Annotated in this window: 24 protein-coding genes; 14 read left to right on the top strand and 10 right to left on the bottom strand. The window is 33.6% G+C overall.

Going from position 1 to position 26,916, the window contains the following annotated elements; genetic code table 11:
- Positions 1-15: 15 nt before the first annotated feature.
- The 11 genes from ABWH96_RS20130 to ABWH96_RS20180 all read left to right on the top strand — a co-directional run bounded on the left by ABWH96_RS20130 (position 16) and on the right by ABWH96_RS20180 (position 10,823).
- Positions 16-1,119, top strand: a complete 1,104-nt coding sequence (locus ABWH96_RS20130; RefSeq protein ID WP_375579284.1) for a Glu/Leu/Phe/Val dehydrogenase — start codon at positions 16-18, stop codon at positions 1,117-1,119.
- A gap of 115 nt (positions 1,120-1,234) precedes the next feature.
- A complete protein-coding gene (nusB, locus tag ABWH96_RS20135; protein WP_375579285.1) occupies positions 1,235-2,383 on the top strand; it encodes a transcription antitermination factor NusB in 1,149 nt (382 codons plus the stop codon).
- Positions 2,384-2,478: 95 nt separating this feature from the next.
- Entirely contained in the window at positions 2,479-2,790 is a 312-nt protein-coding gene (locus ABWH96_RS20140; protein ID WP_296621072.1) for a YtxH domain-containing protein, read from the top strand.
- A gap of 30 nt (positions 2,791-2,820) precedes the next feature.
- Entirely contained in the window at positions 2,821-3,387 is a 567-nt protein-coding gene (locus ABWH96_RS20145) for a DUF1573 domain-containing protein (protein WP_375579286.1), read from the top strand.
- A 6-nt stretch (positions 3,388-3,393) separates the two neighbouring features.
- Complete coding sequence (gene yajC / locus ABWH96_RS20150; RefSeq protein WP_375579287.1) at positions 3,394-3,711, top strand: preprotein translocase subunit YajC; 318 nt, start codon at positions 3,394-3,396, stop codon at positions 3,709-3,711.
- Between the two features lie 7 nt (positions 3,712-3,718).
- A complete protein-coding gene (locus ABWH96_RS20155; protein WP_375579288.1) occupies positions 3,719-4,696 on the top strand; it encodes a hypothetical protein in 978 nt (325 codons plus the stop codon).
- The gene (gene coaE / locus ABWH96_RS20160) at positions 4,693-5,280 is read left to right on the top strand and encodes a dephospho-CoA kinase (RefSeq protein WP_375579289.1); all 588 of its coding nucleotides are present in this window, start codon (positions 4,693-4,695) and stop codon (positions 5,278-5,280) included. Before ABWH96_RS20155 ends, coaE begins: the two co-directional genes overlap by 4 nt.
- 216 nt (positions 5,281-5,496) lie before the next feature.
- A complete protein-coding gene (gene acs, locus ABWH96_RS20165; RefSeq protein WP_375579290.1) occupies positions 5,497-7,392 on the top strand; it encodes an acetate--CoA ligase in 1,896 nt (631 codons plus the stop codon).
- A 118-nt stretch (positions 7,393-7,510) separates the two neighbouring features.
- Positions 7,511-9,769, top strand: coding sequence for a tetratricopeptide repeat protein (locus ABWH96_RS20170; RefSeq protein WP_375579291.1), 2,259 nt, complete (start codon positions 7,511-7,513; stop codon positions 9,767-9,769).
- Positions 9,769-10,362, top strand: coding sequence for an ion channel (locus ABWH96_RS20175; RefSeq protein WP_375579292.1), 594 nt, complete (start codon positions 9,769-9,771; stop codon positions 10,360-10,362). The genes ABWH96_RS20170 and ABWH96_RS20175 overlap by 1 nt, the downstream gene beginning before the upstream one ends.
- The gene (locus ABWH96_RS20180; RefSeq protein WP_375579293.1) at positions 10,347-10,823 is read left to right on the top strand and encodes a hypothetical protein; all 477 of its coding nucleotides are present in this window, start codon (positions 10,347-10,349) and stop codon (positions 10,821-10,823) included. Before ABWH96_RS20175 ends, ABWH96_RS20180 begins: the two co-directional genes overlap by 16 nt.
- A gap of 9 nt (positions 10,824-10,832) precedes the next feature.
- Here the strand turns inward: ABWH96_RS20180 and ABWH96_RS20185 are convergent, their stop codons facing one another.
- Positions 10,833-11,045 (bottom strand): hypothetical protein, encoded by a 213-nt coding sequence (locus ABWH96_RS20185; protein WP_375579294.1) that lies wholly within the window; start codon positions 11,043-11,045, stop codon positions 10,833-10,835.
- Between the two features lie 99 nt (positions 11,046-11,144).
- The gene (locus ABWH96_RS20190) at positions 11,145-12,332 is read right to left on the bottom strand and encodes a glycosyltransferase family 2 protein (protein WP_375579295.1); all 1,188 of its coding nucleotides are present in this window, start codon (positions 12,330-12,332) and stop codon (positions 11,145-11,147) included.
- 186 nt (positions 12,333-12,518) lie between these two features.
- Between ABWH96_RS20190 and ABWH96_RS20195 the strand changes: the two genes are divergently transcribed.
- From ABWH96_RS20195 to ABWH96_RS20205, 3 genes are read left to right on the top strand one after another with little or no spacing between them, the layout of a single operon-like run.
- Complete coding sequence (locus tag ABWH96_RS20195) at positions 12,519-17,594, top strand: MBG domain-containing protein (protein WP_375579296.1); 5,076 nt, start codon at positions 12,519-12,521, stop codon at positions 17,592-17,594.
- Positions 17,551-18,618: a PorP/SprF family type IX secretion system membrane protein gene (locus ABWH96_RS20200; RefSeq protein ID WP_375579297.1), complete on the top strand. Its 1,068-nt coding sequence runs from the start codon at positions 17,551-17,553 to the stop codon at positions 18,616-18,618. Before ABWH96_RS20195 ends, ABWH96_RS20200 begins: the two co-directional genes overlap by 44 nt.
- A complete protein-coding gene (locus tag ABWH96_RS20205) occupies positions 18,612-19,925 on the top strand; it encodes a hypothetical protein (protein ID WP_375579298.1) in 1,314 nt (437 codons plus the stop codon). Before ABWH96_RS20200 ends, ABWH96_RS20205 begins: the two co-directional genes overlap by 7 nt.
- 158 nt (positions 19,926-20,083) lie before the next feature.
- Here the strand turns inward: ABWH96_RS20205 and ABWH96_RS20210 are convergent, their stop codons facing one another.
- The 8 genes from ABWH96_RS20210 to ABWH96_RS20245 form a co-directional block, all read right to left on the bottom strand.
- A complete protein-coding gene (locus tag ABWH96_RS20210) occupies positions 20,084-20,848 on the bottom strand; it encodes a hypothetical protein (RefSeq protein ID WP_375579299.1) in 765 nt (254 codons plus the stop codon).
- A 74-nt stretch (positions 20,849-20,922) separates the two neighbouring features.
- The gene (locus tag ABWH96_RS20215) at positions 20,923-21,486 is read right to left on the bottom strand and encodes a Crp/Fnr family transcriptional regulator (protein WP_375579300.1); all 564 of its coding nucleotides are present in this window, start codon (positions 21,484-21,486) and stop codon (positions 20,923-20,925) included.
- 115 nt (positions 21,487-21,601) lie between these two features.
- Positions 21,602-22,201, bottom strand: coding sequence for a WG repeat-containing protein (locus ABWH96_RS20220; protein ID WP_375579301.1), 600 nt, complete (start codon positions 22,199-22,201; stop codon positions 21,602-21,604).
- Positions 22,202-22,641: 440 nt separating this feature from the next.
- A complete protein-coding gene (locus ABWH96_RS20225) occupies positions 22,642-23,472 on the bottom strand; it encodes a hypothetical protein (protein ID WP_375579302.1) in 831 nt (276 codons plus the stop codon).
- A gap of 66 nt (positions 23,473-23,538) precedes the next feature.
- The gene (locus tag ABWH96_RS20230; protein ID WP_375579303.1) at positions 23,539-24,987 is read right to left on the bottom strand and encodes an MBOAT family O-acyltransferase; all 1,449 of its coding nucleotides are present in this window, start codon (positions 24,985-24,987) and stop codon (positions 23,539-23,541) included.
- 100 nt (positions 24,988-25,087) lie between these two features.
- Positions 25,088-25,696 carry an HAD family hydrolase gene (locus ABWH96_RS20235; RefSeq protein ID WP_375579304.1) on the bottom strand — a complete coding sequence of 203 codons (609 nt, stop codon included), beginning with the start codon at positions 25,694-25,696 and terminating at the stop codon, positions 25,088-25,090.
- Positions 25,689-26,555, bottom strand: a complete 867-nt coding sequence (locus ABWH96_RS20240; protein ID WP_375579305.1) for a decaprenyl-phosphate phosphoribosyltransferase — start codon at positions 26,553-26,555, stop codon at positions 25,689-25,691. The genes ABWH96_RS20235 and ABWH96_RS20240 overlap by 8 nt, the downstream gene beginning before the upstream one ends.
- Positions 26,555-26,914, bottom strand: a complete 360-nt coding sequence (locus tag ABWH96_RS20245; RefSeq protein ID WP_375579306.1) for an SxtJ family membrane protein — start codon at positions 26,912-26,914, stop codon at positions 26,555-26,557. Before ABWH96_RS20245 ends, ABWH96_RS20240 begins: the two co-directional genes overlap by 1 nt.
- Positions 26,915-26,916: the final 2 nt, after the last annotated feature.

Genomic DNA, 26,916 nt, shown 5'->3' on the forward strand with positions numbered 1-26,916 from the left:
AAAATTAATTCCAAAATGGTTGAATTAAATGAAAAAGAAGCCCAAAAGAAGTTTTCAGCATTTGAAACAATAGCTGAAATGGGGCATGAACAAGTAGTTTATTGCTACGACAAACCTACAGGCCTTAAAGCCATAATCGCCATTCACAATACCATTTTAGGTCCAGCATTAGGCGGAACAAGAATGTGGACTTACAATAATGACCAAGAAGCTTTAATAGATGTACTCCGATTATCCAGAGGAATGACTTATAAAGCCGCTATTTCAGGACTGAATCTAGGAGGCGGAAAAGCGGTTATTATTGGTGACCCAAAAAAGTTAAAAAATGAAGCTTTCTTGAGAAGATTCGGAAGATTTGTAGATAGCTTAAGTGGAAGATACATCACTGCTGAGGATATGAACATGAATACTTCTGACATGGTACACATTTCATACGAAACCAAAAACGTAATGGGATTACCAGAATCTATGAATGGAAGTGGAGATCCTTCGCCAGTTACAGCTTTTGGCGTTTACATGGGCTTGAAAGCCACGGTAAACAAAGCTTTCGGCATTGACAGTCTTCAAGGAAAGAAAATCTCGGTTCAAGGTGTTGGTCAGGTGGGCCACTATTTAATAGATTATCTTATTGAAGAAGGTGCTCAGGTGACTATTACAGATATTAACGAAGGTAATATCAAAAGAGTAACGGATAAACATAACGTTTCAGTAGTACAACCAGAAATGATTTACGATGTTGATGCTGATATTTATGCTCCATGCGCTATGGGTGCAACCATAAATGATGACACTATCAACAGATTGAAAGCTAATGTAATTGTAGGTGCTGCCAACAACCAATTAGCAGACGAAAAGCGACATGGAAAAATGCTACAAGAGAAAGGCATCTTTTATGCACCTGACTTCTTGGTGAATGCTGGTGGTATTATTAACATCTTCCCTGAATTAATGAAGAATTACAATAAGCCTTTGGCTTTGGAACAGACAGAGAAGATTTATGACAAATGCCTAGAAATATTAAATAAAGCTGAAGCTGAAGGAAAAACTTCTCATCAAGCTGCTATCGAAATCGCAGATCAGCGTATGGCAGATATGGGGAAGGTGAAATTAGCTTACTAAGTTTTGAATTATTAATTTTGCAAGGAAGGTGGAAAACTGCCTTCCTTATTTATTTTATTATCGTTCTTTTTATTACTGATTATGCTGAACAGAAAGTTCCTTACGAATAAAAGTTATGCAAGCGCTTTATGCGGTTCAAAAATGTGAAGAAGCAAATTTCGAGCTTGCTCAAGACCATATTGAAGATATCTTCACCCCAGATTTGAATTCAATGGAAGTGCAAGACAAAGCGCTGTTAAAACAAAATGCCAAAACAGCTAAGAAAATATTCAAATCAAATTATCAAGCACACCAAATAAAAGAAGAACAGGACAGCAATCCTGAAGTTAGAACAGCAGTCAGTGACGCTATCAATCTTTTCCAAAATAATGTTAAAAAAGACATCTCTTTCATTAGAAAAGACATGTTAGAGGCCGTTAATACACTTTTAGAAAACTACTACCTCTCTTTAAAATTGTTGATTGAATTTTCTGAATTAGCAAAAGAAGATGTTGAAAAGAGACAAAAAAGATTGTCAGAAAGTGGAAAACAAATATTCGAAAGTGAATTAAATCTTCATCATAACAAAGGCATCAAGATTTTAAAGGAAAATGATGAATTACAAAGTGAATTTATTCGTTTTGGGACTAGCTGGGAGGATGACATGCTGGATGTTCAGGAATGGTACAGAGATTTCTTGAAAAAAGCCGATTTCTATAAAGAATACATGCTTAAAAATGATCCAAGTTTTGAGGATGATGTTGAAGTACTAAACCAAATTTGCCGTCAGTTAATCCTGAAAAATGAAGCCATCACCAATTTTATGGCTGAAAGAGATCTTTATTGGGAGGAAAATAAATCGGCCTTGAAATCAATGTTGAAGAAAAGCATCAAATCTTTAGATGATATGACGCAACATATTGAACTGATTGAACTCTCAGCTAATTGGGAGGATGATAGCGAATTTTTTAAAGAATTATTTCAACAGACAATTACTCATGATGATGAATATGAAAAACTGATATCAGAATTTGCTCAAAATTGGGCAACTGACAGGATTGCCGCAGTTGATATGATCATTCTCAAAATGGCCGTTGCGGAAATGCTCAATTTCCCAAGTATACCTGTAAAAGTGACAATTAATGAGTATATTGAGCTTTCTAAAAATTATAGTACGCAAAAAAGTAAGCAATTCGTAAATGGCTTACTGGATAAAATTTCAATCAGTTTAGAAAAGGAAGAAAGGATTAAGAAAAGCGGTAGAGGTTTGATTGACAATAAATAACCTAGCAATCCTATTTGCGTAAAATCCAAAAAACTTTAACTGGACATTTGAATCATTTTTTTTGTACAGTATATTTACAGCTAAAGGAAAAAATTATGAGTAAAGGAGGAAGTAACTTATTTGCATTTTTAGCAGGCGCAGCTGCAGGAGCAATAGTAGGAATTTTATATGCACCAGATACGGGTGAAAACACTAGAGATAAACTCAGCTATCGTTTAGGGAAATATAAAGAAATGTTGGAAGATCTTTTGAATGATATTGCAGATGGTGAGGATTTAGGTTTGAGTACTGCAAGAAGTGATGGAGAAAAAGTAGTGAATTCTGCAAAAGAGAAAGCTGAACAACTACTAACTGATGTTGATGCTTTATTAGGTCAAATCAAAAATAAGGAAGAAAAATCAAAATAAATTTCAATTAAATAAAATATAAATCTTAATATGAAAAGTATAATATATGCAGTTTTAGCAGCAGGATTATTGTTGCTAGGATCCTGTTCAGGAGACGTAGAGAAAAGAGTAACTGATTTAGAAAGAAGAGTTGCTGCTCTTGAAGGAAATGGTGGAAGCACTGCAAACAATGTGTCAATGCAAACACCTAATCAAAATAAACCTCAGGTTCAAAGCAATACTCCAAAAGAGAAACCAGAAGGTCCTTTACCTCAAATGGAATTTTCTGAAAAGGTTCATGACTTTGGAAACATAAAAGAAGGTGATGTGGTAACTAAAGTATTCAAATTCAAAAATACTGGAGAAGCCCCATTAATTATTTCAAATGCTTCTTCCTCTTGTGGATGTACAGTTCCTTCTTACCCTAAAGATAAGCCAATAGCCCCAGGTGAAGAAGGTGAGATTGAAGTAAAATACAACTCAAGAGGCAAAAAGAATCAGGACAACAAAGTAGTAAGAATCACTGCTAACACTTGGCCTGCAACTAATAATTTAACAATCAAAGCATTCGTAGAGCCAAAAGCTAACAATACAAATGCGGGACCAGTAAAACAATAATAATTAATGATACAATTTATTTTAGCACAAGCTACTACAGGTGATGATAGCGCTTGGATGAGCCAATTACTATTATTTGGCGGTATAATTTTAGTATTCTATTTCTTCATGATCCGTCCGCAGCAAAAAAAGCAAAAAGATCAGAAGAAATTTATTGCGGAAATTAAAAAAGGAGATGCTGTTGTTACAATTGGTGGCTTGCATGGAAAAGTTTACCAAGTAGAAGACGATAAAATAATTTTAGAGGTTGACAAAGGCACTAAAATGATTTTTGAGAAATCTGCAGTATCATTAGAACAGAGTAAGAAACTTCAAGAAAAATAATTGATTATTGAAGCAATTTGAAAAAATATGGGATTGGTTGAGCAATATATTCTTGCCTCAATCAAATGATACTATTAAAGTGGTAGTCTTGTGTATAGTCACAGCTACCACTTTTTGGTTTTTCAATGCGCTAAATGATAATTATTCTACAAGAATCAGTTACCCAATTAAATTCACCTATCCTGACTCATCTTTGGTGGTGGTAAATGAACTACCTGAAAAAGTGAGCATAAACGTCAGTGGAGGCGGTTGGAATCTACTAAGAAAAACTTTTTGGTTTACCATCACTCCTGTTGAAGTTCCTTTGGAAGATCCAGTGGGGCAAAATTACATCTTAGGCAATTCCCTTTACACCCTAATTGCCGACCAAATGACAGAAATTCAATTGAATTATGTCGAAAACGATACCTTAAGAATAGAGATTGACTCTATAAGATCAGCAAAGTCCAAACTATCAATTGATAGTTCAAGTATTAATCTGGCTAAAAATTACAGACTAACTTCTCCCATTAAAAAATCACATGACTCTGCCATCTTTACAGGGCCTGAAAGATTCATCAAAGACGTCCCAAAAGAAGTTTTCATTGAAATTGATGAGGAAAATATATCCAGCAATTATTCAGAAGAAATCTACCTACCCACATTTGGATCGAGTTTGGTAAATCGAAATCCTGTGGAAGTGAAAATAATTTTTGATGTAGCTAAATTTATTAAACAGGAACTCATGCTTCCTTTTGAAAAAATAAATGTACCTGCAGATTCCAATGACTATATATTTAGAGATAGTCTAGCAAGAATATCGTTTGAAATTCAAGAAAAACTAGCAGGTAATTACAATTTGGACAGCATTCAATTAGCAATTGATTTCACAAAAATAAACCCTTCCGACTCTACAGTAAAGCCAATTATTCAATCTCTCCCTCAACAATTAACAGAAAAAGAAATTAAGATTGATTCTATTATTTTCAAATATATTAAACCATGAAAAAAATAGGGATTACAGGGGGGATAGGAGCAGGCAAAAGTTTAATCTGTGAAGTATTTCAACTCTTAGGAATTCCTAACTACCCTGCCGATTATAGAGCAAAATGGCTGCAATCAAACGATCCAGAACTTAAAGCTAAAATAGCCCAACACTTTGGTAAAGAAGCCTATTTTGAAAATGGAGATCTTAATAGAGATTATCTAAGCAAAGAAGTCTTTGGTGATGATGAAAAATTAAAACTACTCAATAGCTTGGTACATCCTGCTGTTGGAAAAGATTTTGAAAACTGGTGTGACCAACATGCTGACAAACCTTATGTTTTAAAAGAAGCCGCTTTGTTGTTTGAAACAGGTTCTTATAAACAATTAGATGCCACTATTAACGTCCATGCCAGTCAAGAACTCAGACTGAAAAGAACTTTAGAAAGAGATTCGCAAAGAACCAAAGAAAGTGTTTTGGCGATCATGAAAAAGCAATTCTCAGATGAAAAGAGAATGGATTTGGCGAATTATGTAATCTATAATGATGAGAGTAGGTCAGTTATTAAGCAAGTGATGGAGTTGCATGAGGAGTTGGTTGGGTGATTTGCATAGGTATTCTAATCAGAATAATAAGATTACTCAATTTATTTAATAGGATTCATTTTAGTGGGAAAAAGTCTGTGATATAAACGGTTGAATCAGTTTCACTAATGAAACAAACGATTTAATCAACTGAAACCTACACTACCATTTCATTTTAGTTTAAATCTTACTAAATTAAGTTCAAAATAATTTAGAGACTTAGCTAATTGATATATTATGAGTGATAGAATTCATACCCTCAGCGGGTACATACACGAATACCAAAGAAGTGTGCATCAACCAGAGCAGTTTTGGTCGAGAATTGCAGATTCATTTCACTGGAAAAAAAGATGGGACAAAACGGTGGAATGGAATTTTGAAGAACCCAAAATTGAGTGGTTTAAAGGTGCCAAATTAAATATTACCGAAAATATATTAGAAAAAAACCTCTTCACCCTAGGCGATAAACCTGCCATTATTTGGGAGCCCAATGAACCAGGAGATGAAAATCAAATCATTACCTATCGTCAGCTTTACGAAAAGGTAAATCAGTTCTCCAATGCCATGAAAGCAAAAGGAGTGAAAAAAGGCGATAGAGTCATCATTTATATGCCAATGGTGCCAGAAGCCGCTATTGCCATGTTGGCTTGCGCGAGAATCGGAGCGGTTCACTCAGTAGTTTTTGCTGGCTTTTCCTCCAATGCTTTAGCTGATAGAATTAATGATTGCCAAGCCAAAATGGTTTTAACTTCAGATGGAAATTTCAGAGGTGCAAAATCAATTCCTGTGAAAGCCGTGGTGGATGAAGCTTTAGAAAAAACCAAAACTATCGAAAATGTTATTGTTTTTAAAAGAACTGGTGAAGAGGTTGAAATGAAATCAGGCAGAGATATTTGGTGGCAAGACGCCATAAAAGGTCAATCAACCGAATGTCCAGCAGAAACCATGGATGCTGAAGATATGCTTTTCATTCTCTACACTTCTGGTTCAACAGGAAAACCAAAAGGTGTGGTGCATACTTGCGGTGGTTATATGGTTTATACCAAATACTCCTTTGAAAATGTATTTCAATACGACCAAGGAGATGTGTATTGGTGCACAGCCGATGTGGGCTGGATTACGGGACATTCCTACATAGTTTACGGGCCACTTCTAGCAGGAGCTACAACAATTATGTTTGAAGGTATTCCCACCTACCCTGATGCAGGTCGCTTTTGGGATGTGGTAGATAAATACAAAGTGAACCAGTTTTATACTGCTCCGACTGCCATTCGAGCATTACAAGCACACGGAACTGACCCTGTAGATAGTAGAGATTTGAGTTCATTAAAAGTTATAGGATCAGTTGGTGAGCCCATCAATGAAGAAGCCTGGCACTGGTATCATTCCCATGTGGGGAAAGGAAAATGCCCTGTAGTGGATACTTGGTGGCAAACCGAAACGGGTGGCATCATGATATCTCCACTAGCTGGAATCACCCCTACCAAACCTTCTTATGCTACGCTCCCACTTCCAGGTATTCAGCCTGTGATTGTAGATGCTGATGGAAATGAACTAAAGGCAAATTCAGTAGAAGGAAATCTATGTATGAAATTCCCTTGGCCTGGGATGCTGAGAACTACTTATGGTGATCATGAGCGTTGTAAAAATACTTATTTCGCTACTTATAAAAATATGTACTTCACGGGTGATGGAGTAAAACGGGATGAGGATGGTTATTACAGAATTTTAGGTAGAGTTGATGATGTTATCAATGTTTCAGGACATAGAATGGGAACTGCGGAAGTGGAGAATGCTATTAATGAACATCCTAAAGTGATCGAATCAGCTGTAGTGGGTTATCCGCATGAAGTTAAAGGACAGGGCATTTATGCTTATGTGATTTGCGATCTGGAAAACAGAACCGAAGAAAACCTCATCAATGAAATAAGCGAAACGGTTCGAAATATCATTGGTGCTATAGCCAAACCTGATAAAATTCAGGTAGTTTCTGGATTACCTAAAACACGCTCTGGTAAAATTATGCGTAGAATATTAAGAAAAATCGCAGAAGGAGACACTAGCAATCTTGGTGATACTTCCACTTTATTAAATCCTGAAATAGTGGATGAAATTAAAGCGGGAGCTAAATAAATATTTAAAGAATTATTTCAAGTGGGTTTTTAATTACGATATCCACTTGAAATTTTAACTATTTCTTTATTACTTATTTTATACAAATAAAAGCATTTATTGTTATATTGAGCTTTCTATGAAAGCTTTCTTTTCCATACTTATTTCTATCTTCTTAATACATTCACTATCAGCCCAAACTATTGATAGTCTTAAAAATCTACTGTCATCAGAAATTAGTGAATCAGAAAAGAAAAACTTATTAATTGAGCTCTGCGAGCACTATCGAGATTCAAACCCTAATGCAATGCGATTATATGCAGAAGAACTCATCACGCTCTCCAAAGAGGACACTACTAGCAATAGTTATGCATGGGCGCAATATTATTTAGGCGATTACTATTACTTAGTAGATGATTTTGAAAAAACTGAAAAATATTTTCTTACCTCATATGAAATATTCCAAAAACGGGAGAATTCTATTGGAGCTTTAAAATCTGCTTCTTCTTTAGCTAATATTTATTTCTTTCGAGACCGCTATAAAACAGCCCTCAACTTTGCTGAATCAGGTTTAGACTTGGCCTATGAGGTAGATGATAAAGCAACTCAATCTAACCTATTAGCACTTATGTGTGATATCTACACCTATATGGAGCGCTATAATTTAGCCATCCAACATTGTGTTCAATCTCTGAAAATTAAGGAAGAGATGGAAATTAAAAAGGGTAAAGAGATTACACTTAACACAATCGGTTTGATTTATCAAGAATTAGGTACTTATGAAAAAGCTAAAGAATACCTTTTCGATGCTCTAATCTTGGCTAAAGAAAATGGTGAGCCCTACAATATAGCAACTACTCATAGTAATATTGGCAATTTTTATTTAGCAACTGGGAAGGTTGAAAATGCATTGGAAAGTTTTCGAAATGCTATGAAAATAGATTCCGCTAGTCAGGATAAAACGGGATTAGCTTATTCATTTTTTGATATAGGGAAGGTCTATAAATTCAAAGGAGAGGTTGATAAGGCAATGCAAAGCTTTAAGAAATCTGAAACCCTTGCTCAAGAAATAAACATGCCAGAACTACAAGCTAGGATTGGACTTGAAATTGGTGAAGTTTATTTCGCTAAATCTGATTTTCAAAATGCCATTCAAGAATTGAAAAACAGTGTAACCATCGCTCAAAAAATCAATTCTTCAGGTATTCTGAAAGATACTTATCAAAAATTATCAAAGGTTTATGATAAAATGGGTGATAAAAATAATGCATTGATTTACATGAAACTTTTCATGCTCGAATCAGAAAGAAAGTATAAAGAGGAGAATATACGATCTATAGCTGAAATTGAAGCACTTTATAAAATTGATAAGAAAGAAAAAGAAATTGACTTATTGAAAAAAGATAATGCCATTAAAGAATTACAAGCAGACCAACGTAGCTTTTTTATCATTACCTTAAGTATCGGCCTACTTTTATTAATTATTCTCATTATCATTCTGTACAACCGAAACAAACTGAAAAACAGAGCTAACAAAGCTCTTAATCAGCAAAATATTGCCATCCAAGAGCAAAAAGAAGAAATAGAAACCCAAAAAGAAGAATTAGCAGAAACGAGTAATAAACTTTCGGATAAGAATCAACAGATTACTGATAGTATTACATATGCCAAGCAAATTCAAGATTCGTTACTTCCTCAGCTTCCAACCATTAAAGAGGTTTTACCTGAATCATTTATATTTTTTAGACCGAGAGATATTGTAAGCGGTGATTTTTACTGGTTCACTCAAATAGAAAATAAAATTGCATTCGCTTTAGTAGATTGTACTGGTCATGGCGTACCTGGGGCTTTTATGACTGTACTAGCCAATTCACTATTAAATCAAATCGTAATAGAAACAGGGATTACGTCTCCAGACTTGATCGTTTCCCTTTTAGATCAAAAAATCCAACAAAATCTGCATCAGCAACAATTGGGAAATGCCAATACGGATGGTCTTGATATTGGTCTTGTTCTATTAGATCCTAAAGGCAAGAAACTTGAATATACTGGTGCTAAAATCCCTTTATATATTTATCAAAATAATAAATTAGAAATTATAAAAGCGGATAGAAATAGTGTTGGAAGCACACAACAATCCGAAAAATCATTTACAAAACAAGAAATCTCCTATAAAGAAGGTGCCATGATTTATATGAGCTCCGATGGCTTTCAGGATCAATTTGGAGGGAAGGAAAATAAAAAATATATGAAAAGTAATTTTCGTAAATTGCTTTCAAGAATTCCAGAAAAAAATATTCAAGAACAGCAAGATTTGATTGAAGAGGCATTCATTCGATGGAGAGGTAACAATCCACAAACAGATGACATCCTGGTTATAGGGCTTAAATTAAAATAATGGATTTTAGAAGTTATCGAAAATTAGCTTACTACCCACTCATTTTCGTGGCCGTCCTCCTATTTTTAGTATTTAATTTATTAGAGTTCGAACTACAATCAGAAGAAGGAAAAATAGATAATTTATCAGATGCAATTTGGTATTCTATTGTAACCTTGACCACTGTTGGCTATGGAGATATGGTGCCTACCTCAACAGGTGGGCGAGCCATCGGATATGTTTTAATTTTCTTAAGTTTAGGTGTTTATGGTCTTCTAATAGGACAAATTTCAACTGTTATGGCAAATATCAAAGAACATAAAAAATTAGGTATGTACGGAACAGATTTTGAAGATCATATAGTAGTTATTGGCTGGACTCAATTTGGCAAAACAGTAATAGATCAACTTATAAAAGCAGGCAGAAAAGTAGCTATAGTTACCCGCAATAGAGATAATATTGATTTATTAAAAGAACTTTATCAGGACAGGAATCTTTTTGTTCTTTACTCTGATTATGAAAATTTTGAACTTCTGGAGAAGGTCAATATTCGAAAATCCAATACCGCTTTGTCAACCTTACTGATGACACTGAAAAATTGGTTTATATACTGAACCTCAAGAAAGAATATGAAGGTTTAAAATATACGGTGACTTTAGAAAACACTAACCTAAAGCAAACATTTTTGAGTGCTGGCGTGAATCATGCCATTTCCCGAAATGAAATCGCTATTAGATTATTGGCTAGTTATATGTTTGAACCAGATGTTGCCTTATTTTCCGAAGAAATACTGGCCTATCCCACTAATGATGAGGAATATGACATAAAGCAGTTTAAAGTAATGGAAGGTAATCCATACATAGGACAAGAATACGATAAAGCCTTTTTCGAACTAAAAAAGAATGAAAATGTGATTCTGATGGGATTGGTTAGAATTGAAGAAGGCAAAAGAGTTTTATACAAAAACCCCTCAGTTAATTTCAAGATTAAAGCTGATGATTATTTAATTATGATGATGAACCAAAAAACTCAAAAGGTTATAAAAAGAGTATTCGGACTTGAAGAAGGACTTTAAAATATTTGATTATTCCTCTATTTCTATTTCATAAAATTCATAATCTTTCCCTTTTCCATAGGCTGTTAACTCGCTTAAATTGAACTCCTCCAAAGTAGTTAAATCTTTACATTCAAAGTCCTTATGACCTGTGGCTTTAGTCACCCTAAATTCATGAACTTCCCCATAATTCACCAAATAATAATCTTTACCCACTCGAACTGTTTCAATTGATATTGACATGATATAATAACCTTATGAAATTCAAATAGCTTAAAATATAGAACCTTTTGAACTGGTTAAATTATATTAAGTTTCAAAAATCCTCAAAAAGCTAAATGGTTATTTTGTATCAACCGAAGTTTTTTTCCTTTTTGATTTTTCCCATACTGCAGATTGTTTCCCTTTCAGTAATCTTATAAAACCTTGATAAACGGATAAATTCATGAAAGTAAAATAAAAGGGAAGCAAAATAATTTTAGGTATTTTACTTTTTCCTTCTACAAAGGCTCCAGCTAAGGCTATTAAATAAAATAAAATCTGAAGACCCATTAAGATAACATAAATACCTCCAAATATTATGGCCAAATAGATATTGATAATGAAAACAATGAGCAAACTTAAGGGCGTGAGGGACCACCTAAGCATCCTATGAGACACGTATTGAAAACTAAGCCAACCGTATTTAAATATATTAAGTAAAGGGATAAATATCAGAATAGATTGAATTCCTCCAGCTGCTATTCTAACTTTTCTCTTTCGTTCCTCAGCTATTGAGTCAGAGCCTGTTTCCATTGCGTAAGCATCAGGCTCATAAACCACCTTAAATCCTTCTTGAGCAATTCTCATAGAGACATAAAAATCTTCAATAAGAATACCATCTGGAACGACAGGCATTAATTCTCTTCTCACTGAAAACAGCTCACCTGCTGCCCCTACCACAGTATGTAATTCCGAATCCCACTTTTTTAATGCAGATTCATATTTCCAATAAGCACCTTCACCACTCCCAGCCATATCATTAGCACCATCAGCCATCACACGTTTTTCACCTGCAACAGCTCCAACTTTTTCACTTTTATAATGTCTAGCTATGTTCAGAATTGCATCTCCATTTAAAAAGGTATTGGCATCACAAAAAATTAGAATTGGAGATTTCATAAAAGGAAGTATCCTGTTGATGGCAGCGTTTTTCCCCTTACGTTCATCTGAGTGATATAACGTTATTTCATTATACTCATTAATTATAGCTTCACTACCATCTGAGGTGCCATCGGTTACGAAGTAAATATTTAATTTATCAGAAGGATAATTTAATTTTAAGGTATTTTCAATTTTTTCCCTGATAATTTCTCTTTCATTATAACAAGCAATAATTAAACTCACCTCTGGCATTTCATTTAAGGTATAAAATTGCCTCTCTGTAGCATTAAAAATCTTTTTAATTTTAATTAAAATATATAACAACACTGGATATCCAATGTACGTGTAAGTTATCAAGCCTATTCCTGACCAAAAAGTAATCTCCATATAGTTATTATTTCTTACTTTATCAATTTAAATGGCTCTGAACTTTATTTACATTAATTGAGGTTTAAAACACTTATAATTATAATTCATGGCCTTATGTAATATTTTAATCGATAATCGAACGCAATATAAAATAATACGCTTAATATTTTGTATTTTTCCGACTTGAAAATGTAAAGAATACCAATGTTCTCTATCAGCCTTTTTAATAAATACTTTTTATATTATTTACCATTTGTTTCCATCATATTGAGTGCTAATGTGGTATCAGGACAAAGTAATCCTGAATTTCAAAGCACACCTGTTACAGAAGCCACTTATGGAAATTTATATCAATACGATATTGTTGTTTTTGATGCTGATGGAGATGATCTAGAAGTAATTATTCAATCTGGTAGTTTGCCTGTAGGTATTACGTTGAATGAAGTTGCTGGAGAATATTCCTTGGAAGGAATACCCACAGAAACGGGTGATTTTCCCATAATTTTGGAAGTTTATGAAACAGTCCCTCCAGCAAATAATGCAACACAAAGCTTTTCGATACAAGTCAATAAAGCTCAACTTTCCGTTACAGCCGATGATCAAAACATAGTCTATGGAGATGCAATACCTCCGTTGACCACTAGTTATTCAGGTTTTGTAAATGAAGAGGATCAATCAGATCTAAGCACTGCACCTACTGCAACCACCACTGCAAATAGTAGTAGCGGAGTGGGCAGTTACCCTATTACTGTTGACGGAGGTGCTTCTGATAATTATGAGTTTGCTTACACCCCTGGCAATTTAAACATTGCAAAAGCTGATCAAACCATCTCTTTTGATGCCATCCCTGATAAAACTTATGGGGATAGTGATTTTAACCTTTCCGCCAATAGTGACAGCGGCTTGCCTGTTAACTTTGTGGTTTCCTCTGGACCTGCTACCCTAGCTGGAAATACCTTAACAATCAATGGTGTTGGAACAATTGAAATTGAAGCTCAGCAGGATGGTAATGCTAATTATAATCCTGCTCCTCCTGTAAGCAGGAGTTTCTCAGTATCAAAAGCTCCTCTTTCGGTAACCGCTGATAATCAAAGCATAGTTTACGGGGATGTCATTCCTCCACTGACCATCAGTTATTCAGGTTTTGTAAACGAAGAGGATCAATCGGATTTAGATACTGCGCCAACTGCAACCACCACTGCAAATAGCAGTAGCGGAGTGGGCAGTTACCCTATTACTGTTGACGGAGGTGCTTCTGATAATTATGAGTTTGCTTACAACCCTGGCAATTTAAACATTGCAAAAGCTGATCAAACCATCTCTTTTGATGCCATCCCTGATAAAACTTATGGGGATAGCGATTTCAACCTTTCCGCAAATAGTGACAGCGGTTTGCCGGTTAGCTTTGTGGTTTCCTCTGGACCTGCTACCCTAGCTGGAAATACCTTAACAATCAATGGTGTTGGAACAATTGAAATTGAAGCCCAGCAAACTGGTAATGATAATTACAATCCTGCCCCACCTGTGAGCAGGAGTTTTTCAGTATCAAAAGCTCCACTTTCCGTTACAGCCGATGATCAAAACATAGTCTATGGGGATGCAATACCTCCGTTGACCATTAGTTATTCAGGTTTTGTAAATGAAGAAGACCAATCGGATTTAGATACTGCACCAATTGCAACCACCACTGCAAATAGTAGTAGCGGAGTGGGCAATTACCCTATTTCTGTTGCCGGGGGTGCTTCCGATAATTATGTGTTTTCTTACAATTCTGGTAACTTAAACATTGCAAAAGCTGATCAAACCATCTCTTTTGATGCCATCCCTGATAAAACTTATGGGGATAGTAATTTCAACCTTTCCGCCAATAGTGACAGCGGTTTGCCGGTTAGCTTTGTCGTTGCTTCTGGCCTTGCTACCCTTGATGGAAATACCTTGACGATCAATGGTGCTGGGACAATTGAAATTGAAGCCCAGCAAGCTGGTAATGATAATTACAATCCTGCTCCGCCTGTAAGCAGGAGTTTTGAAGTTTTGAAAGCTGAAGCAGATATTCAAATATCAAATACTTTACAAAATTTTGATGGTAGTCCTAAAGAAGTTACGGTTACCACGCAACCTGAAGGACTGAATTATTCCATAACCTATGATGGAAGTTCAACTCCTCCAACTAGTGCTGGTTCTTATATAGTTGAAATAGAAATTGTGGAAGATAATTATAAAGGCCAACTTATTTCTGAACTAATAATTAACAATGCACCTACTACCAGCGGAATTCCAAACCAAGAAAAGGAAGAAGATAGCGCCCCACTACAACTTAACTTATCTAATTATTTTAGTGATATAGAAGACGATGTATCTGCTTTAACATTTGAAATCAAAAATAACACTAATCCGCAATTATTTTCTCAAGTTGATTTAACAAATAATATTTTAGAATTAAGTTTTGAACCCAATGCAAATGGAACAAGCACAATAACTATTAGATGCACTGATTCGAATGGTTTATTTGTAGAAGATACTTTTGAAATAGAACTGACTTCAGTCCAAGACCCTCCTTTTTTTACTAGTTCTCCAGTTACTGAAGTTTTGCAAGATGAAGAGTATCAATATTTAATTACTACTGATGACTATGATTTAGATGATGTTCTTTCTATTACAAATATTATATCTCTACCTTCTTGGTTAAGCTTAAACGATAATGGGGATGGAACAGCTGTACTATCAGGATCGACAAACAATGATCTTGTTGGCGTTTATGGTATTGCATTAAGGGTGAGTGATGATAAAGGAAACACAGCTGATCAATTTTTTGATATTGAAGTAGTGGATGTAAATGATCCTCCAATATTTACAAGTACTCCCATTGTTGAAGCGGAAGTAAATGAAACATATACTTATAATATAACCACCGAGGATATTGACGAAAACGATGAAGTTTCAATTTATGCTATTGAAAAGCCTTCCTGGTTAACCTTTTCTACTTCATCATTACCACAAGGAAACGCTAAATTACAAGGCACCCCAACTAATGATGATAGAAACAGCTCTCAATATGTACAACTTTTAGCAGTTGATATTAGGGAAGACAGTACCTATCAAAATTTTGAGATTATAATAGATTTCCCCAACACAGCTCCTTACTTTACTTCAGAGCCTATAACAGAAGGAAAGCAAGGTGAATTATACGAATATCAAATTACAGCAGATGACTTAGAAGGAGATGCTTTAACTATTAAAGCTTCAAGTTTACCAAACTGGTTGAACCTTGATGAAGAGGAATGGCTTTTATCTGGAACTCCTGATAATGATGCGGTAGGTGAGCAAAGTATTTCTCTTGAAGTAGAAGACTTCTTAGGTTTAACAAATTCTCAAACCTTTGTTATAGAGGTTGAAAATGTAAATGACCCACCTGTTATTATTTCATCACCAATTACAACTGCCACACAAAACAAACTTTATGAATACAATATTGAAACAGAGGATATTGACTTAAATGATGAAGTTGAAATTAGCATAACTAAAAAACCGGATTGGCTTAATTTCGATAACCAATTTTTGCTAAGCGGAATTCCTACTATAAAAGAGGTTGAAAACAGCCCTTTCGAAGTTGAAATAAAAGCTACTGATCTAGCAGGGGCAAGCGATATTCAGTCATTTGAGATCAAGGTGGAATTAGAAAATAATCCACCAACTATTGACCCTGTAGAAAATCCTGAAGCATTAGATGAGGATTCAGAAGAAACTTTCACTATTAACCTGACAGGCATAACAGATGGCGGTGAAAATTCTCAAGAAATTAGTTTAGTGGTGTCAACAGATTTACCAGGTTTATTTGAAACCCTTTACATTGATTATCAATCGCCTGAAGACACAGCCGAATTAATTTATAAAATCCTTCCCGATTCCTTCGGAATTGCAACCGTAATGATTAAAGTTGAAGATGATGGGCCTAGCTCCACTAATTCTGTGGAAACTTCTTTCCAAATTGAGGTTATACCCATAAATGATGCTCCAATTTTTATTTCGAACCCTGCAGAACGAGCCCTACCTAATGAACTATATCGATATGAAATAGAGGTGTCTGATGCAGATCCTGAAGATCAATTAACAATAAGCAAAGCAATTGGGCCTGAATGGTTAGTATTAACCGATAATAAAGATGGAACTGCGGTTTTGGAAGGTCAGGTACCAGCAGAAGCAGAGGATCAGGAGATATCCATTTTGGCTACTGATCTACAAAATGCCAGCAGCACACAATCCTATTTATTAAGAATTAACGAACCACCTTTAGTTTCTGACTTTACAGTTCAAACTGATGAAGATGTTCCTTATCAATTCAAAAATTCAGATTTTAACAATAATTATACAGATGCCGAAGATGATGCAATAGATGAGGTGAAATTATACTTCTCTAGGGGAAGTATACAGGTAGAAGGGACAGAAATCAATTCAGGGGAATCCATAAAATTTAATGAAGAATTAAACTTGATATATAGTCCTCCTCAAGATTTTTTCGGGAATATCAAATTAGAATGGTCAGCTAGTGACGGATTTATATATTCGGAAAAAGCTGAAATTTTAATGGTAGTAGATACAGTAAATGATAAACCCATTTTATCTAATATTGAAACAACAGACTTAGAATATATCCAAGGATCAGAACCGATTTTCATTACTGAAACCATTACAGTATCTGACATTGATGACCTGACAGCTGATACAGCATGGGTGCAAATTTCAGAAAATTATAACCTTACTGAGGATCGGCTATTATTGGACAATATCGATATCAATGATATAGAATTTGAATTTAATCAAAGTTCAGGATTGCTTCTCATAACAGGTAATGCTTCAAAATCAGATTATGAACTGATATTAAGATCAGTTAGCTATCAAAATATCAATTCGCTTTCAAATGATACTAATCCTAAAAATATAAGCTTTATCATTAGCGATGGTGAAGACCAAAGTAAGCCAATATCCCGATCAGTTCAATTATCCAATATACTTCCAGAATTAGATATAGTAAATGCTTTCACTCCTGATGGTAGTGGAGTAAATGACACCTGGGATTTTCCAAATTTAGAGGCATTTGAGCAAGTCAATATTTCAGTTTATAATACTCAAGGAGTAAGGGTATATCATTGTACAGAAAATAATTGCGAATGGGATGGGAAATTCAATCAGGAGGAACTTCCTGCCGGCACTTATTTCTACTTAATTAAATTAAATAATGGCAGAAGAAAATATGAAGGAAATGTTACGATCCTTAGATAAGATTCATAAAATAAAAGCCATTATATTATTTATAATTGGTTTTATAGGCAATGTAGAGTTGGTAAGTTCTCAAGACGTATTGTCTCGCACTCAAATTTTTCATGCGATAGAGTGGCAAAGCCCTGCCATGGCTGGAATCCAGAATAATATGTCTGCTGATATTATGTACCGTCAAGCATTAAATGGGTATGGAAGTAATTCTGGGTATATACAAGCTGGTTTTTTTTATCCTATCAAAAAAGTAGATAGTAAAAATATTAGCAACTCATCTTTTGCCATAAGCAACCCTGAAAAAGCTGAAGAATTTTATAACTCGAGATCAGCAAGAAGAAAACAAGGTGTTGGCCTTCAGCTTAATTCTATTCAACTTGGCCCTTTAGATAGAACTGAAATTAAAGGATTTTATGCTTACCATATCCCTATTAATTCAAAATATAATTTAAGTTTAGGAAGTGCATTAAAATTTCAACAAAATAGTATTGGCTTTGACAATTTAAACGTTAGGGATAAAACAAATGATGATCTATATCAAAGGTTGATAAATGATAATTCTGGCAGGCATTCTAATGTTCAAATGGATTTAAGTTTAGCGTATTATAGCCGTAAATTATACTTAAGCTTTGTGGTAAACTCACTTTTTACCCAGTCTTTTAAAGCTACGGAGATGGCTCCTTACATGAATGATGGGATGAACTTTAGTTTGATGGCAGGCTATAAATGGAACTTAAATTCTGAGCTGAGCCTTTTGCCAAATGCAGAAATCAACTACTTTGCCACCACTGGTGGTCAATACAAATCATCCGTTAGATTAAAATATAAAGAGCTGGTTTATATAGGAATGGGGATGCATCATCAATTAAAATGGTCAGGTTTATTAGGATTCAATGTGCCAGGCAATTTCTTTGTTAACTATTCCTATGATTATTATACAGGATTTATTCAAGAATTTTCTAATGGTGTCCACGAGGTGAGCTTAAGTTTTTTGTTTAATAATAAAAATTCATCTACTCCATATACATGGTAAGACAACAATTCATTTACTTTTTAATATCTAATTTTCTTTTTATTAGCTTCTTTGGCTTTGCTCAAAAACAAGTAGATTCAGTTGTGAAATTATCCGAATCTATTAACTCAAGCGCAGAAGAAATTCAGCCCTTATTAAGTCTAAGTGGTGATAGTTTGTTCTTTGCAAGGTTTTTTCATGAGGAAAATATTGGAGGAAAATATAGTGGGTCAGATATATGGCTAAGTATTTTTGATGAGGGTACTCAAGAATGGGGAAAAGCTTCTAACCAGCTTAAAAATTGGAATGACAAACGAAATAATTTCATAGTTGGCATAAACCCAAAAGAAAAGATCATTTACCTAAATAATCCCAAAAACCCTGATAAAGGCATTCAGTTTGTTAAAAAAATAGGTAATTATTGGACTAAACCAGAAAATATCTCCTTGCCCGGCATTCCTAAATCTGGTTACCAAGGATTATATGTAAGTCCTGATTACAGTGTTATTATATTGGCAATGAAAACAGAAAATGGGTTTGGTAAGGAAGACTTATATATTAGTACTAAAAACGACCAAGGCGATTGGACTAAACCTGTGAGCTTAGGCTCTACTATTAATACTTCAGAATCAGAAATCTCTCCTTTTTTGTCTGCAGATAAACAAACCTTATATTTTGCCAGCAAAGGACATGGTGGTTATGGCGATATGGATATTTTTAAGTCTGAAAGGTTATATGATAGCTGGAATGTTTGGAGCAAACCCATTAACCTAGGAGACAAAATCAACTCTCCTGCTTTTGATGGATATTACAGCCAACATGGAGACAGCCTAGCTTTTTTTAGCAGTAATAGGGAAGGCGAGTTGAGTGATGTTTATGAGGTGAGGTTCATATCACCTAAAAAATTTATTGACAGTAATAAAACCATCAATATAAGCAGTGCACAACAAAAAGCTGATAGGATATATTTAAATGAGGATAAACTAAGCACTGAATATAGCATCCCCTCAAATTTCATGATAGAGGTAGCCTTGACTGAGTCTATAAATGGAAATAATTTAATAGAAGAACAATTATGGTTCTTAGCGGGCAGGCTAAACCAATATCCCAATTTAAAGGTCGCATTTAAAATAGTGCCTATAGACAATATTTCATCTGACATTCTGGTCATACGATCCAACAAAATCATAGCAGAATTATTTTCAGAACTCATTTTGCAAGGTGTAAATCGTTCAAAATTAGAATATGATGGAATTGAAATAAGTAATAAGGAGTCACAAGGAAGAAATCAAAAAGTGAGGATAATCCCTTTGTTTTTTAAGGAGTAAAAGGATATCCTCTTTATTTTTTAAGCTTTTTACATCTACTATAAAAGGTGCAAATTCACAGTCAAAAAATGACCCTATTAGATTCATTTTAGTATACATCAGAATACTTTTCCTTGTTCTAATTCTGGCACAAATCTTAGCATCACGACTTATTCAAATTAAATGACTCTATATAGTATGGGCTGGGCACCAACATTATTTGCATAAAAATTGTCAAGTACGTATTTCTTAAATGTTTTCTTGAAAATTAATGAAGGTAAAATGTCTATGTATTTATCCCATCTACAATGATTGATGATGGAATACTTGGCATTTTCCTCTTCCAAAGGAAATAATAAGGTAGAATTATCTAATTCTGTTTCTTCTTCAAACCAACCCGCTGTGTATTCCCATACCATTAAGTTTTGCTGTCTGTTTTTAGCGGAGAAATAATTAAAAAGGAACACTCCTTTCTTTTTATGATTGACATTATTAATTCTTCTAATATTATAGGCTGACATAATATTGGTATAACTAGCTACTCTCTTTATATGCTCCAGCATTTTTTCATAGATATTTTTGTTTTTGAGTTCCTCACAGACTTTTTCTGAATGCGTTTCGATCAAAATCGCAAAGTCAAATTTTGCTATATGAACATCATTACTGTTTTCCTTCACATATTCACCCAATCCAGGAGGAATTATTGTGGCCTTAAAAAGATTAATTTCTATTACTCCACTTATTTTTTCTAACTCTTTACACCATTTCTTGCATTGTGCAATTAATTTTTTCTTTCTTGAACTTGTGGTAAGAAAAAAGGGCGTTAGTTTTTTATCAATTTCTGCTGCAATGTGAATATAATTTGAAGTTGAAGGGTTTACTAGAGAAACTCTGTCATAATTTAAGTGTTTATTCACCACTTTTAAGTCTGTGATTTTAGTCATTTGTTTGGTTTTTAAAGTTATGAAACAAAAGTCCACATTGGTTTTTGCAAATCTTTTAACAAATGATAAAAACGTTATTTAATTGCTCTTATCCTGCTTAGCGAAACCTGAGTGATCCCTAAATAATTAGCTAGGTCTCCCAAACTAATCCTTGCTAATAGTTGAGGGTTTTTAGTTACGAAATTGGAATATCTCTTTTTTGCATCTTCTTCAAGGATTTCGCTTATCCGTTCCATCATATTAAGATTGGCAATAGTCATAAATTTCCGAAAGAAGGTTTCTAATTTATGATGTTTGAGGCAGAGCTGTTCAAATTCAAAAAAAGACAATGAATAATATTCGGTATCTTCAATGGCAATTATATCATATTTCGAATACTTATTTTTAGCGTAGCTTTCAATATCTGCAAACATGATGTTCTCTTCAAAAAACCGCATGATAAATTCCTTACCATCTCCATTAAAGCAGAATTTTACAATCCCTTTTTTTATAAAAAATAATTCTTTTGAATGGCTGTTGCTATAAGCTAAAAATTCATTCTTTTTTACGCTTCTTAATTTTAAAATTATATTCAACTCAACTGACGAAACCTCATCAAGTGGGGAAATTTTATTACAAAATTCGATGAATTCGTTCATTTTGGTTTTTCTTGTTGCTAACGATAATTGTTATAGATTTTCAAAATAAATTGATTAGGAAATAAGATTATGTATTCTACATGGGTTGTTTATCCAGATTTTGAATAGTCACTTTTTACTTTATTCTATTTCCCTTTTTGTCAATTTCAAACCATTCGTCACTTTCTACTCGTCTGTGTTCGTCTAAATCCAAATACTCCTTTGCGTTGTATGTCACTTCAGCTCTACCGTCCTCAAACCATTTGGCATAGTCATATTCACACGGAATAACTACTTGCCCATATTTGTTAGCATATCCCATCTTTCCATTTCTTAGTACTCGAACTAAACCATCATTGAAGTAATCTGGTCCATTGTCAAACATCACTATATCATAGAGTATGTTTTGGTTTCTATCAATTGCTATTTGTCTCCCATAAGTACTATCATTGGGGTGCTCTATTACATTGGCATAATGCATTAAGGTGTCCGTTCCGAAGTACGCATATTTGCCAAATGTAATTATAGTATCGTTTTTTTCATTCACAAAGGCTACTCTTACTCCATATTGAAGATAATCTTCATCCGTAATGGCTATCAATGCTTCCGTAGAGGTAGTATCAGATAAGGGTTTATCAAAATACTGATAGTTGGTCGTTTCATTTTCGATATATTCTCTACAAGAGAGGATCGACAAAAGACTAAATACTAATACAATTAAGTGTTTTATTTTCATTATTTTAGTCCAAAGTTTCCCAATAATATGTTTCCACATTCTATCTCTTATGTTCCTCAAAGTTCTATTTTGGACATAGGAGGTGTAGTAAGTATAAAGGTAAAAAATGTAATGAGTCAAATCTACCCTCCAATTATGTTTGATTATTTTATCTGCAAGATAATTGTATATATAAAAACGATCCTCTATAATACTATCTGTTTCATTTGGGTATTGTCTTTTAAAAATTGTAGATACAGGTCAAAAACGGATTTTTCGTAAAGAGAATTCGAAACCCGCTTTAAAAGCGTTCGATAGAATTTCATCAATTCTGAAGGTTTATAGAATGTTAAATAAACTAAAATCTGAAATGATTGACCCAATAATAAAATTTGCAAGAATAATCATCTTGAAATTTGATTTTACTGAAACTTATCTTTCTTTTTCAAAAATAAAATTTTTTAGTTTAAGTCTCGTCTTTCTTTTCCTTCAATAAATTTTTTAAGTTCGGACGTAAATTTTGTTGCCCCCAAATTATTCACGTGATCAGAATTTCTAAAAAGTGAATCAGGATATGAAAAATCATTTGTTTTATCAAAAATTATTGCTTTACTACTGTATTTTCTTTTGAGCGAATCATAAGCCTTTAATATATTATCTGGAATAGCACTATAATAATCAACATGTACTGGTGAGCTTACAAGAAAAACCTTTATATCATTTCGGTGACATAACTCAATAATTGACTCCAAATAATTAATTGAAACCATTGAAACCCCAACCTCTTTATCATCTTTATAATAATGACGTTTAATGCTTGTCTTCCAACCTGAAATATTTCTTAAATCAGAATTTGAATACTCACCTATGTAGTAGCTATGATCTAATTTTGGATAAAATGAATTATTTTTAAAATAAACTTCCAAAAATTGGTGATAATCAACCTCAATAACTTTTTCTACTTCATTAAAATTATGGATAGGGTAACTTCTTTTAAACATTTCTAGTGACCAAAACTTATCAGAAAATTTATAATCGTTGAATTGTGAGATATTGTGAGGAGCAAAACCAATTACCACTATTTCTGGCTTATTGGTTTTCAACACTTTTCTTAGTTTCCAATAGGTGAGAATATAGGGTTCTGCAGTCTGTGAAATATTTACAGCATTTGCCAGATACTTAGGATTAATACTTCTAGTAGGATGAGAATCCCCAATAATTAAAACTCTTGGATTACCTAATTCTATGTTTTGATTTGAATAGATAAAGTAATTTACGCTTATATTAACCATAAAGTACCCTAATAATGGCAGTAGAAACAGTATAATCCGATATAAGAAATTTGCAGCTTTCATAAACTAAAATTGAAAATAAATAAATTCTTGTTCTTTACCGCCAAACCATAAGATTGCAATTATAAGTGAGTAATATACCATGTATCTTATAGATCGTCTCCAATTTAACCCCAATTTAGCAATAGCATATTGCCACTCCCTTCCATGCCATTCAATTAAAATAAATATACCAATAAGCATTATTATTATTGAAACACTCTTCAAATCTTCAAATTCAGGTATAGTGAAAATTGAAGGGGAAAAAATCTCAATAATATAATTAAAGGCATGTTCTAGATTATTGGCTCTAAAAAATATCCACGCAAAAACAACTAAGGAAAATGTCATGAACATATATAAACATTCCTTCAGAGTTGGTAATAATTTACCTTGGGCAACAACTTCAATATTATTTCGATTGTTCTTTGTCAACAATAAGGGGAGAAAATAAACTGCATTTAGCGCACCCCATACAATAAAAGTCCAGTTTGCTCCATGCCAAAATCCACTGACAATGAAAATAATAAATGTATTTCTTACTTTCATCCATATACCTCCTTGGCTTCCACCTAATGGAATATAAAGATAGTCTCTAAACCAAGTCGACAATGAAATATGCCACCTTCTCCAAAATTCAGCAATATCTCTAGAGAAATAAGGAAAATTGAAGTTCCTCATTAAATCAAATCCAAAAAGGCGAGAAGTACCAATCGCAATATCTGAATAACCTGAAAAGTCCCCATATATTTGAAAGGTAAAAAACAACGCTCCCAAAACTAATGTACTTCCAGAATAATCTGCTGAATTATTGAATATCATATTTGCATATTCAGCACAATTATCAGCAATCACAATTTTCTTAAATAAACCCCAAAGAATTTGGCGCAGACCATCGACCGCTTTTGAATAGTCAAAGCTTCTTTTCTTATAAAATTGGGGTAATAAATGAGTTGCTCTTTCGATTGGCCCCGCTACCAACTGAGGAAAAAAACTAACAAATGCAGAAAAGGCAATAAAATCTTTTGTAGCTTCTAGTTTCCTATTGTAAACATCTATTGTATAACTCAATGTTTGGAAAGTATAGAAACTAATCCCAACTGGTAAAATAATATTTAAGGAACTGCTTTTAATTTCCATTCCGAAAAATGAAAAAGCAGTGATAAAATTGTCTAGAAAAAAGTTATAATATTTAAAAAAACCTAGAACTCCAAGATTAATCAAAATACTTGTCCATAACAAAGCTTTTCGCTTTATATGATCATTTTCATATTTAAGTTTTTTACCGACCGAAAAGTCAATTATTGTACTAATAACAATTAATAATAAAAATCTCCAATCCCACCAGCCATAAAAAACATAACTTGCTAATACGATTAGCAAATTTTGATAATTTAAATTTCTATTGTTTAGATACCAATAAAGAATAAAAACTATTGGTAAAAAAATTGCAAAGTCTATTGAGTTAAAAAGCATTTCCCCTTTACTATCTTAATTAATAAATATTTAGTAGTCTTTATTCAAACCAATTTAAATATTCAAATCATAACTTAATTCATATTTAAATTAAAAACTCTTAATCAAACACTTTATAAAAAGCTTTGTCGGCCATTGAAAGCATTTCACTATCTCCTTTGGAGTCTCCGTAGGCATAGATCAAATTAAAATTTTCTAAATTATAGCGTTGCTTTATTTGGACTACTTTTTGTTTCCCTTTGCAATTTTGCCCTGCAATTTTCCCCGTCAATTTACCATTTGAAAGCTCCAATTCGGTAGCTATTAAATCAATATTTTGGTTCTCACTCCAATATCTAATCCAATTTTTGGGAGATGCTGATACTACTACTATTTGATGGCCTCTCTCCCTATGCCAAGCAATTTTCTGACTGGCTTCAGGTCTGATATAGTATAATAATATTTGTTCATTGAACTTTTTACATTTTTCTTCAAATAAGGAATAATCAAAATTTCTGAAAAAATTATTAAAAACTATTTCCTTAATCTTTTTACTACTAATAATGCCTAATTTAAAAAGAACCAAAGCAGGAAATAGTAAGATTATTCTCAGATAAAAAGTCCTTTTACCAGAAAAAAACTTGAGGAACAGCCACATGCTATCTTTTCGTGTGATCGTACCGTCAAAATCAAAAAAAGCTATAGAAGTTTTTGTCCCAACTTTAGGCATATAACAGAATATAAAAAGAAAGCACCCAGGCCAATATAACTACCAAAATAAAAATATCTTTATATAAAATCTTGACAGGTGAACCACTTTTTTTCTCTACCATGGTAATTTGAAGATATCTCATCAATCCTGCTATCACAAATATGCAGGTTAAAAAAAGATATTCAGATTCATACCGCACTTGCACTTCATCTGAAACTGTGTACATGATATAGGACACAATCATTACGGAAGAAAGCAAGGTTAGGCACGCATTGACAAAATCTAAATTATAACCTGATGAAGCCTTTCTAATCGCTTTGCCTCCATTTTCCACTAAAATTAAGTCATCCCTGCGCTTTGCCAATACTAGAAATAATGACAAGAGTAAAACCATAATCATAAGCCAATGAGAAACAGGGACAGCTGATAATTCCCCTCCAGCAATTACTCTCAGTAAAAACCCAAATGCCACTATGAAGAGATCCAAAATTGCAATATTCTTTAATCCAAAAGAATAGGCTAAGTTTAATACCACATAAACTAGAATGCAGATAAAAAATATGAAATCAATATAAAATGCTAAACTTAAAGCTAAGAAGAATAAAGCAGTGGAAATAAAAACAGCTGATTTAATACCGATTTTGCCTGAGGCAACTGGTCTGTATTTTTTCTCAGGGTGTAAGCGATCTTCCTCCACATCAAAAACATCGTTTAAGGCATAAATAGCACTGGCAGATAATGAAAATATGATAAAACCAGCTATACAATCATAAAGTTTGACATTGGAAAACAACTCTCCCGCAAAAAATAGTGGTAAAAAAACAAATGTATTTTTTATCCAGTGTTTGGGACGGAGTAATTTTATGAAAGCCAGCATTACCAAATATTTTCTAGTTCTTCCTTACTATATAAATGATTTCGCTCATCAAAATTTGAATCTCTTGGCTGTTTTAGTCTCAAGGGATCTTTAGTGAATATTCGAGAGAAAAGCGCAATAGGCGTTAAAAAAAAGAAGAAAATAAGGCTTAACAGTATTCTTGTATTAATCCAACCTAAAATAAGCGCAATCTTCATCCACAGCCAATTGATAGCTTGGGCAATTTTCTGTGAAAGTGCTCCAAACACTGCTATACCAACTGCGATATAAAGCAATAATTCAATCCCAAAAAAGAGGTAGAATAACAGAAAGCCCGCAGTAATAACTAAGACATTTCTAAATTTATCAGAATTTCCCATAC

This window comes from Marivirga tractuosa (assembly GCF_042140215.1).
GTDB lineage: Bacteria > Bacteroidota > Bacteroidia > Cytophagales > Cyclobacteriaceae > Marivirga > Marivirga tractuosa_A.

What these genes read in the sequence shown, in the direction of transcription:
- ABWH96_RS20225 (WP_375579302.1), bottom strand. Translation starts at nt 23,472, where the DNA reads ATGGTTAATATAAGCGTAAATTACTTTATCTATTCAAATCAAAACATA.
- ABWH96_RS20230 (WP_375579303.1), bottom strand. Translation starts at nt 24,987, where the DNA reads ATGCTTTTTAACTCAATAGACTTTGCAATTTTTTTACCAATAGTTTTT.
- ABWH96_RS20210 (WP_375579299.1), bottom strand. Translation starts at nt 20,848, where the DNA reads ATGACTAAAATCACAGACTTAAAAGTGGTGAATAAACACTTAAATTAT.
- ABWH96_RS20190 (WP_375579295.1), bottom strand. Translation starts at nt 12,332, where the DNA reads ATGGAGATTACTTTTTGGTCAGGAATAGGCTTGATAACTTACACGTAC.
- acs (WP_375579290.1), top strand. Translation starts at nt 5,497, where the DNA reads ATGAGTGATAGAATTCATACCCTCAGCGGGTACATACACGAATACCAA.
- yajC (WP_375579287.1), top strand. Translation starts at nt 3,394, where the DNA reads ATGATACAATTTATTTTAGCACAAGCTACTACAGGTGATGATAGCGCT.
- ABWH96_RS20240 (WP_375579305.1), bottom strand. Translation starts at nt 26,555, where the DNA reads ATGCTGGCTTTCATAAAATTACTCCGTCCCAAACACTGGATAAAAAAT.
- ABWH96_RS20235 (WP_375579304.1), bottom strand. Translation starts at nt 25,696, where the DNA reads ATGCCTAAAGTTGGGACAAAAACTTCTATAGCTTTTTTTGATTTTGAC.
- coaE (WP_375579289.1), top strand. Translation starts at nt 4,693, where the DNA reads ATGAAAAAAATAGGGATTACAGGGGGGATAGGAGCAGGCAAAAGTTTA.
- ABWH96_RS20195 (WP_375579296.1), top strand. Translation starts at nt 12,519, where the DNA reads ATGTTCTCTATCAGCCTTTTTAATAAATACTTTTTATATTATTTACCA.
- ABWH96_RS20245 (WP_375579306.1), bottom strand. Translation starts at nt 26,914, where the DNA reads ATGGGAAATTCTGATAAATTTAGAAATGTCTTAGTTATTACTGCGGGC.
- ABWH96_RS20130 (WP_375579284.1), top strand. Translation starts at nt 16, where the DNA reads ATGGTTGAATTAAATGAAAAAGAAGCCCAAAAGAAGTTTTCAGCATTT.
- nusB (WP_375579285.1), top strand. Translation starts at nt 1,235, where the DNA reads ATGCAAGCGCTTTATGCGGTTCAAAAATGTGAAGAAGCAAATTTCGAG.
- ABWH96_RS20200 (WP_375579297.1), top strand. Translation starts at nt 17,551, where the DNA reads ATGGCAGAAGAAAATATGAAGGAAATGTTACGATCCTTAGATAAGATT.
- ABWH96_RS20205 (WP_375579298.1), top strand. Translation starts at nt 18,612, where the DNA reads ATGGTAAGACAACAATTCATTTACTTTTTAATATCTAATTTTCTTTTT.
- ABWH96_RS20215 (WP_375579300.1), bottom strand. Translation starts at nt 21,486, where the DNA reads ATGAACGAATTCATCGAATTTTGTAATAAAATTTCCCCACTTGATGAG.
- ABWH96_RS20140 (WP_296621072.1), top strand. Translation starts at nt 2,479, where the DNA reads ATGAGTAAAGGAGGAAGTAACTTATTTGCATTTTTAGCAGGCGCAGCT.
- ABWH96_RS20175 (WP_375579292.1), top strand. Translation starts at nt 9,769, where the DNA reads ATGGATTTTAGAAGTTATCGAAAATTAGCTTACTACCCACTCATTTTC.
- ABWH96_RS20185 (WP_375579294.1), bottom strand. Translation starts at nt 11,045, where the DNA reads ATGTCAATATCAATTGAAACAGTTCGAGTGGGTAAAGATTATTATTTG.
- ABWH96_RS20145 (WP_375579286.1), top strand. Translation starts at nt 2,821, where the DNA reads ATGAAAAGTATAATATATGCAGTTTTAGCAGCAGGATTATTGTTGCTA.
- ABWH96_RS20170 (WP_375579291.1), top strand. Translation starts at nt 7,511, where the DNA reads ATGAAAGCTTTCTTTTCCATACTTATTTCTATCTTCTTAATACATTCA.
- ABWH96_RS20220 (WP_375579301.1), bottom strand. Translation starts at nt 22,201, where the DNA reads ATGAAAATAAAACACTTAATTGTATTAGTATTTAGTCTTTTGTCGATC.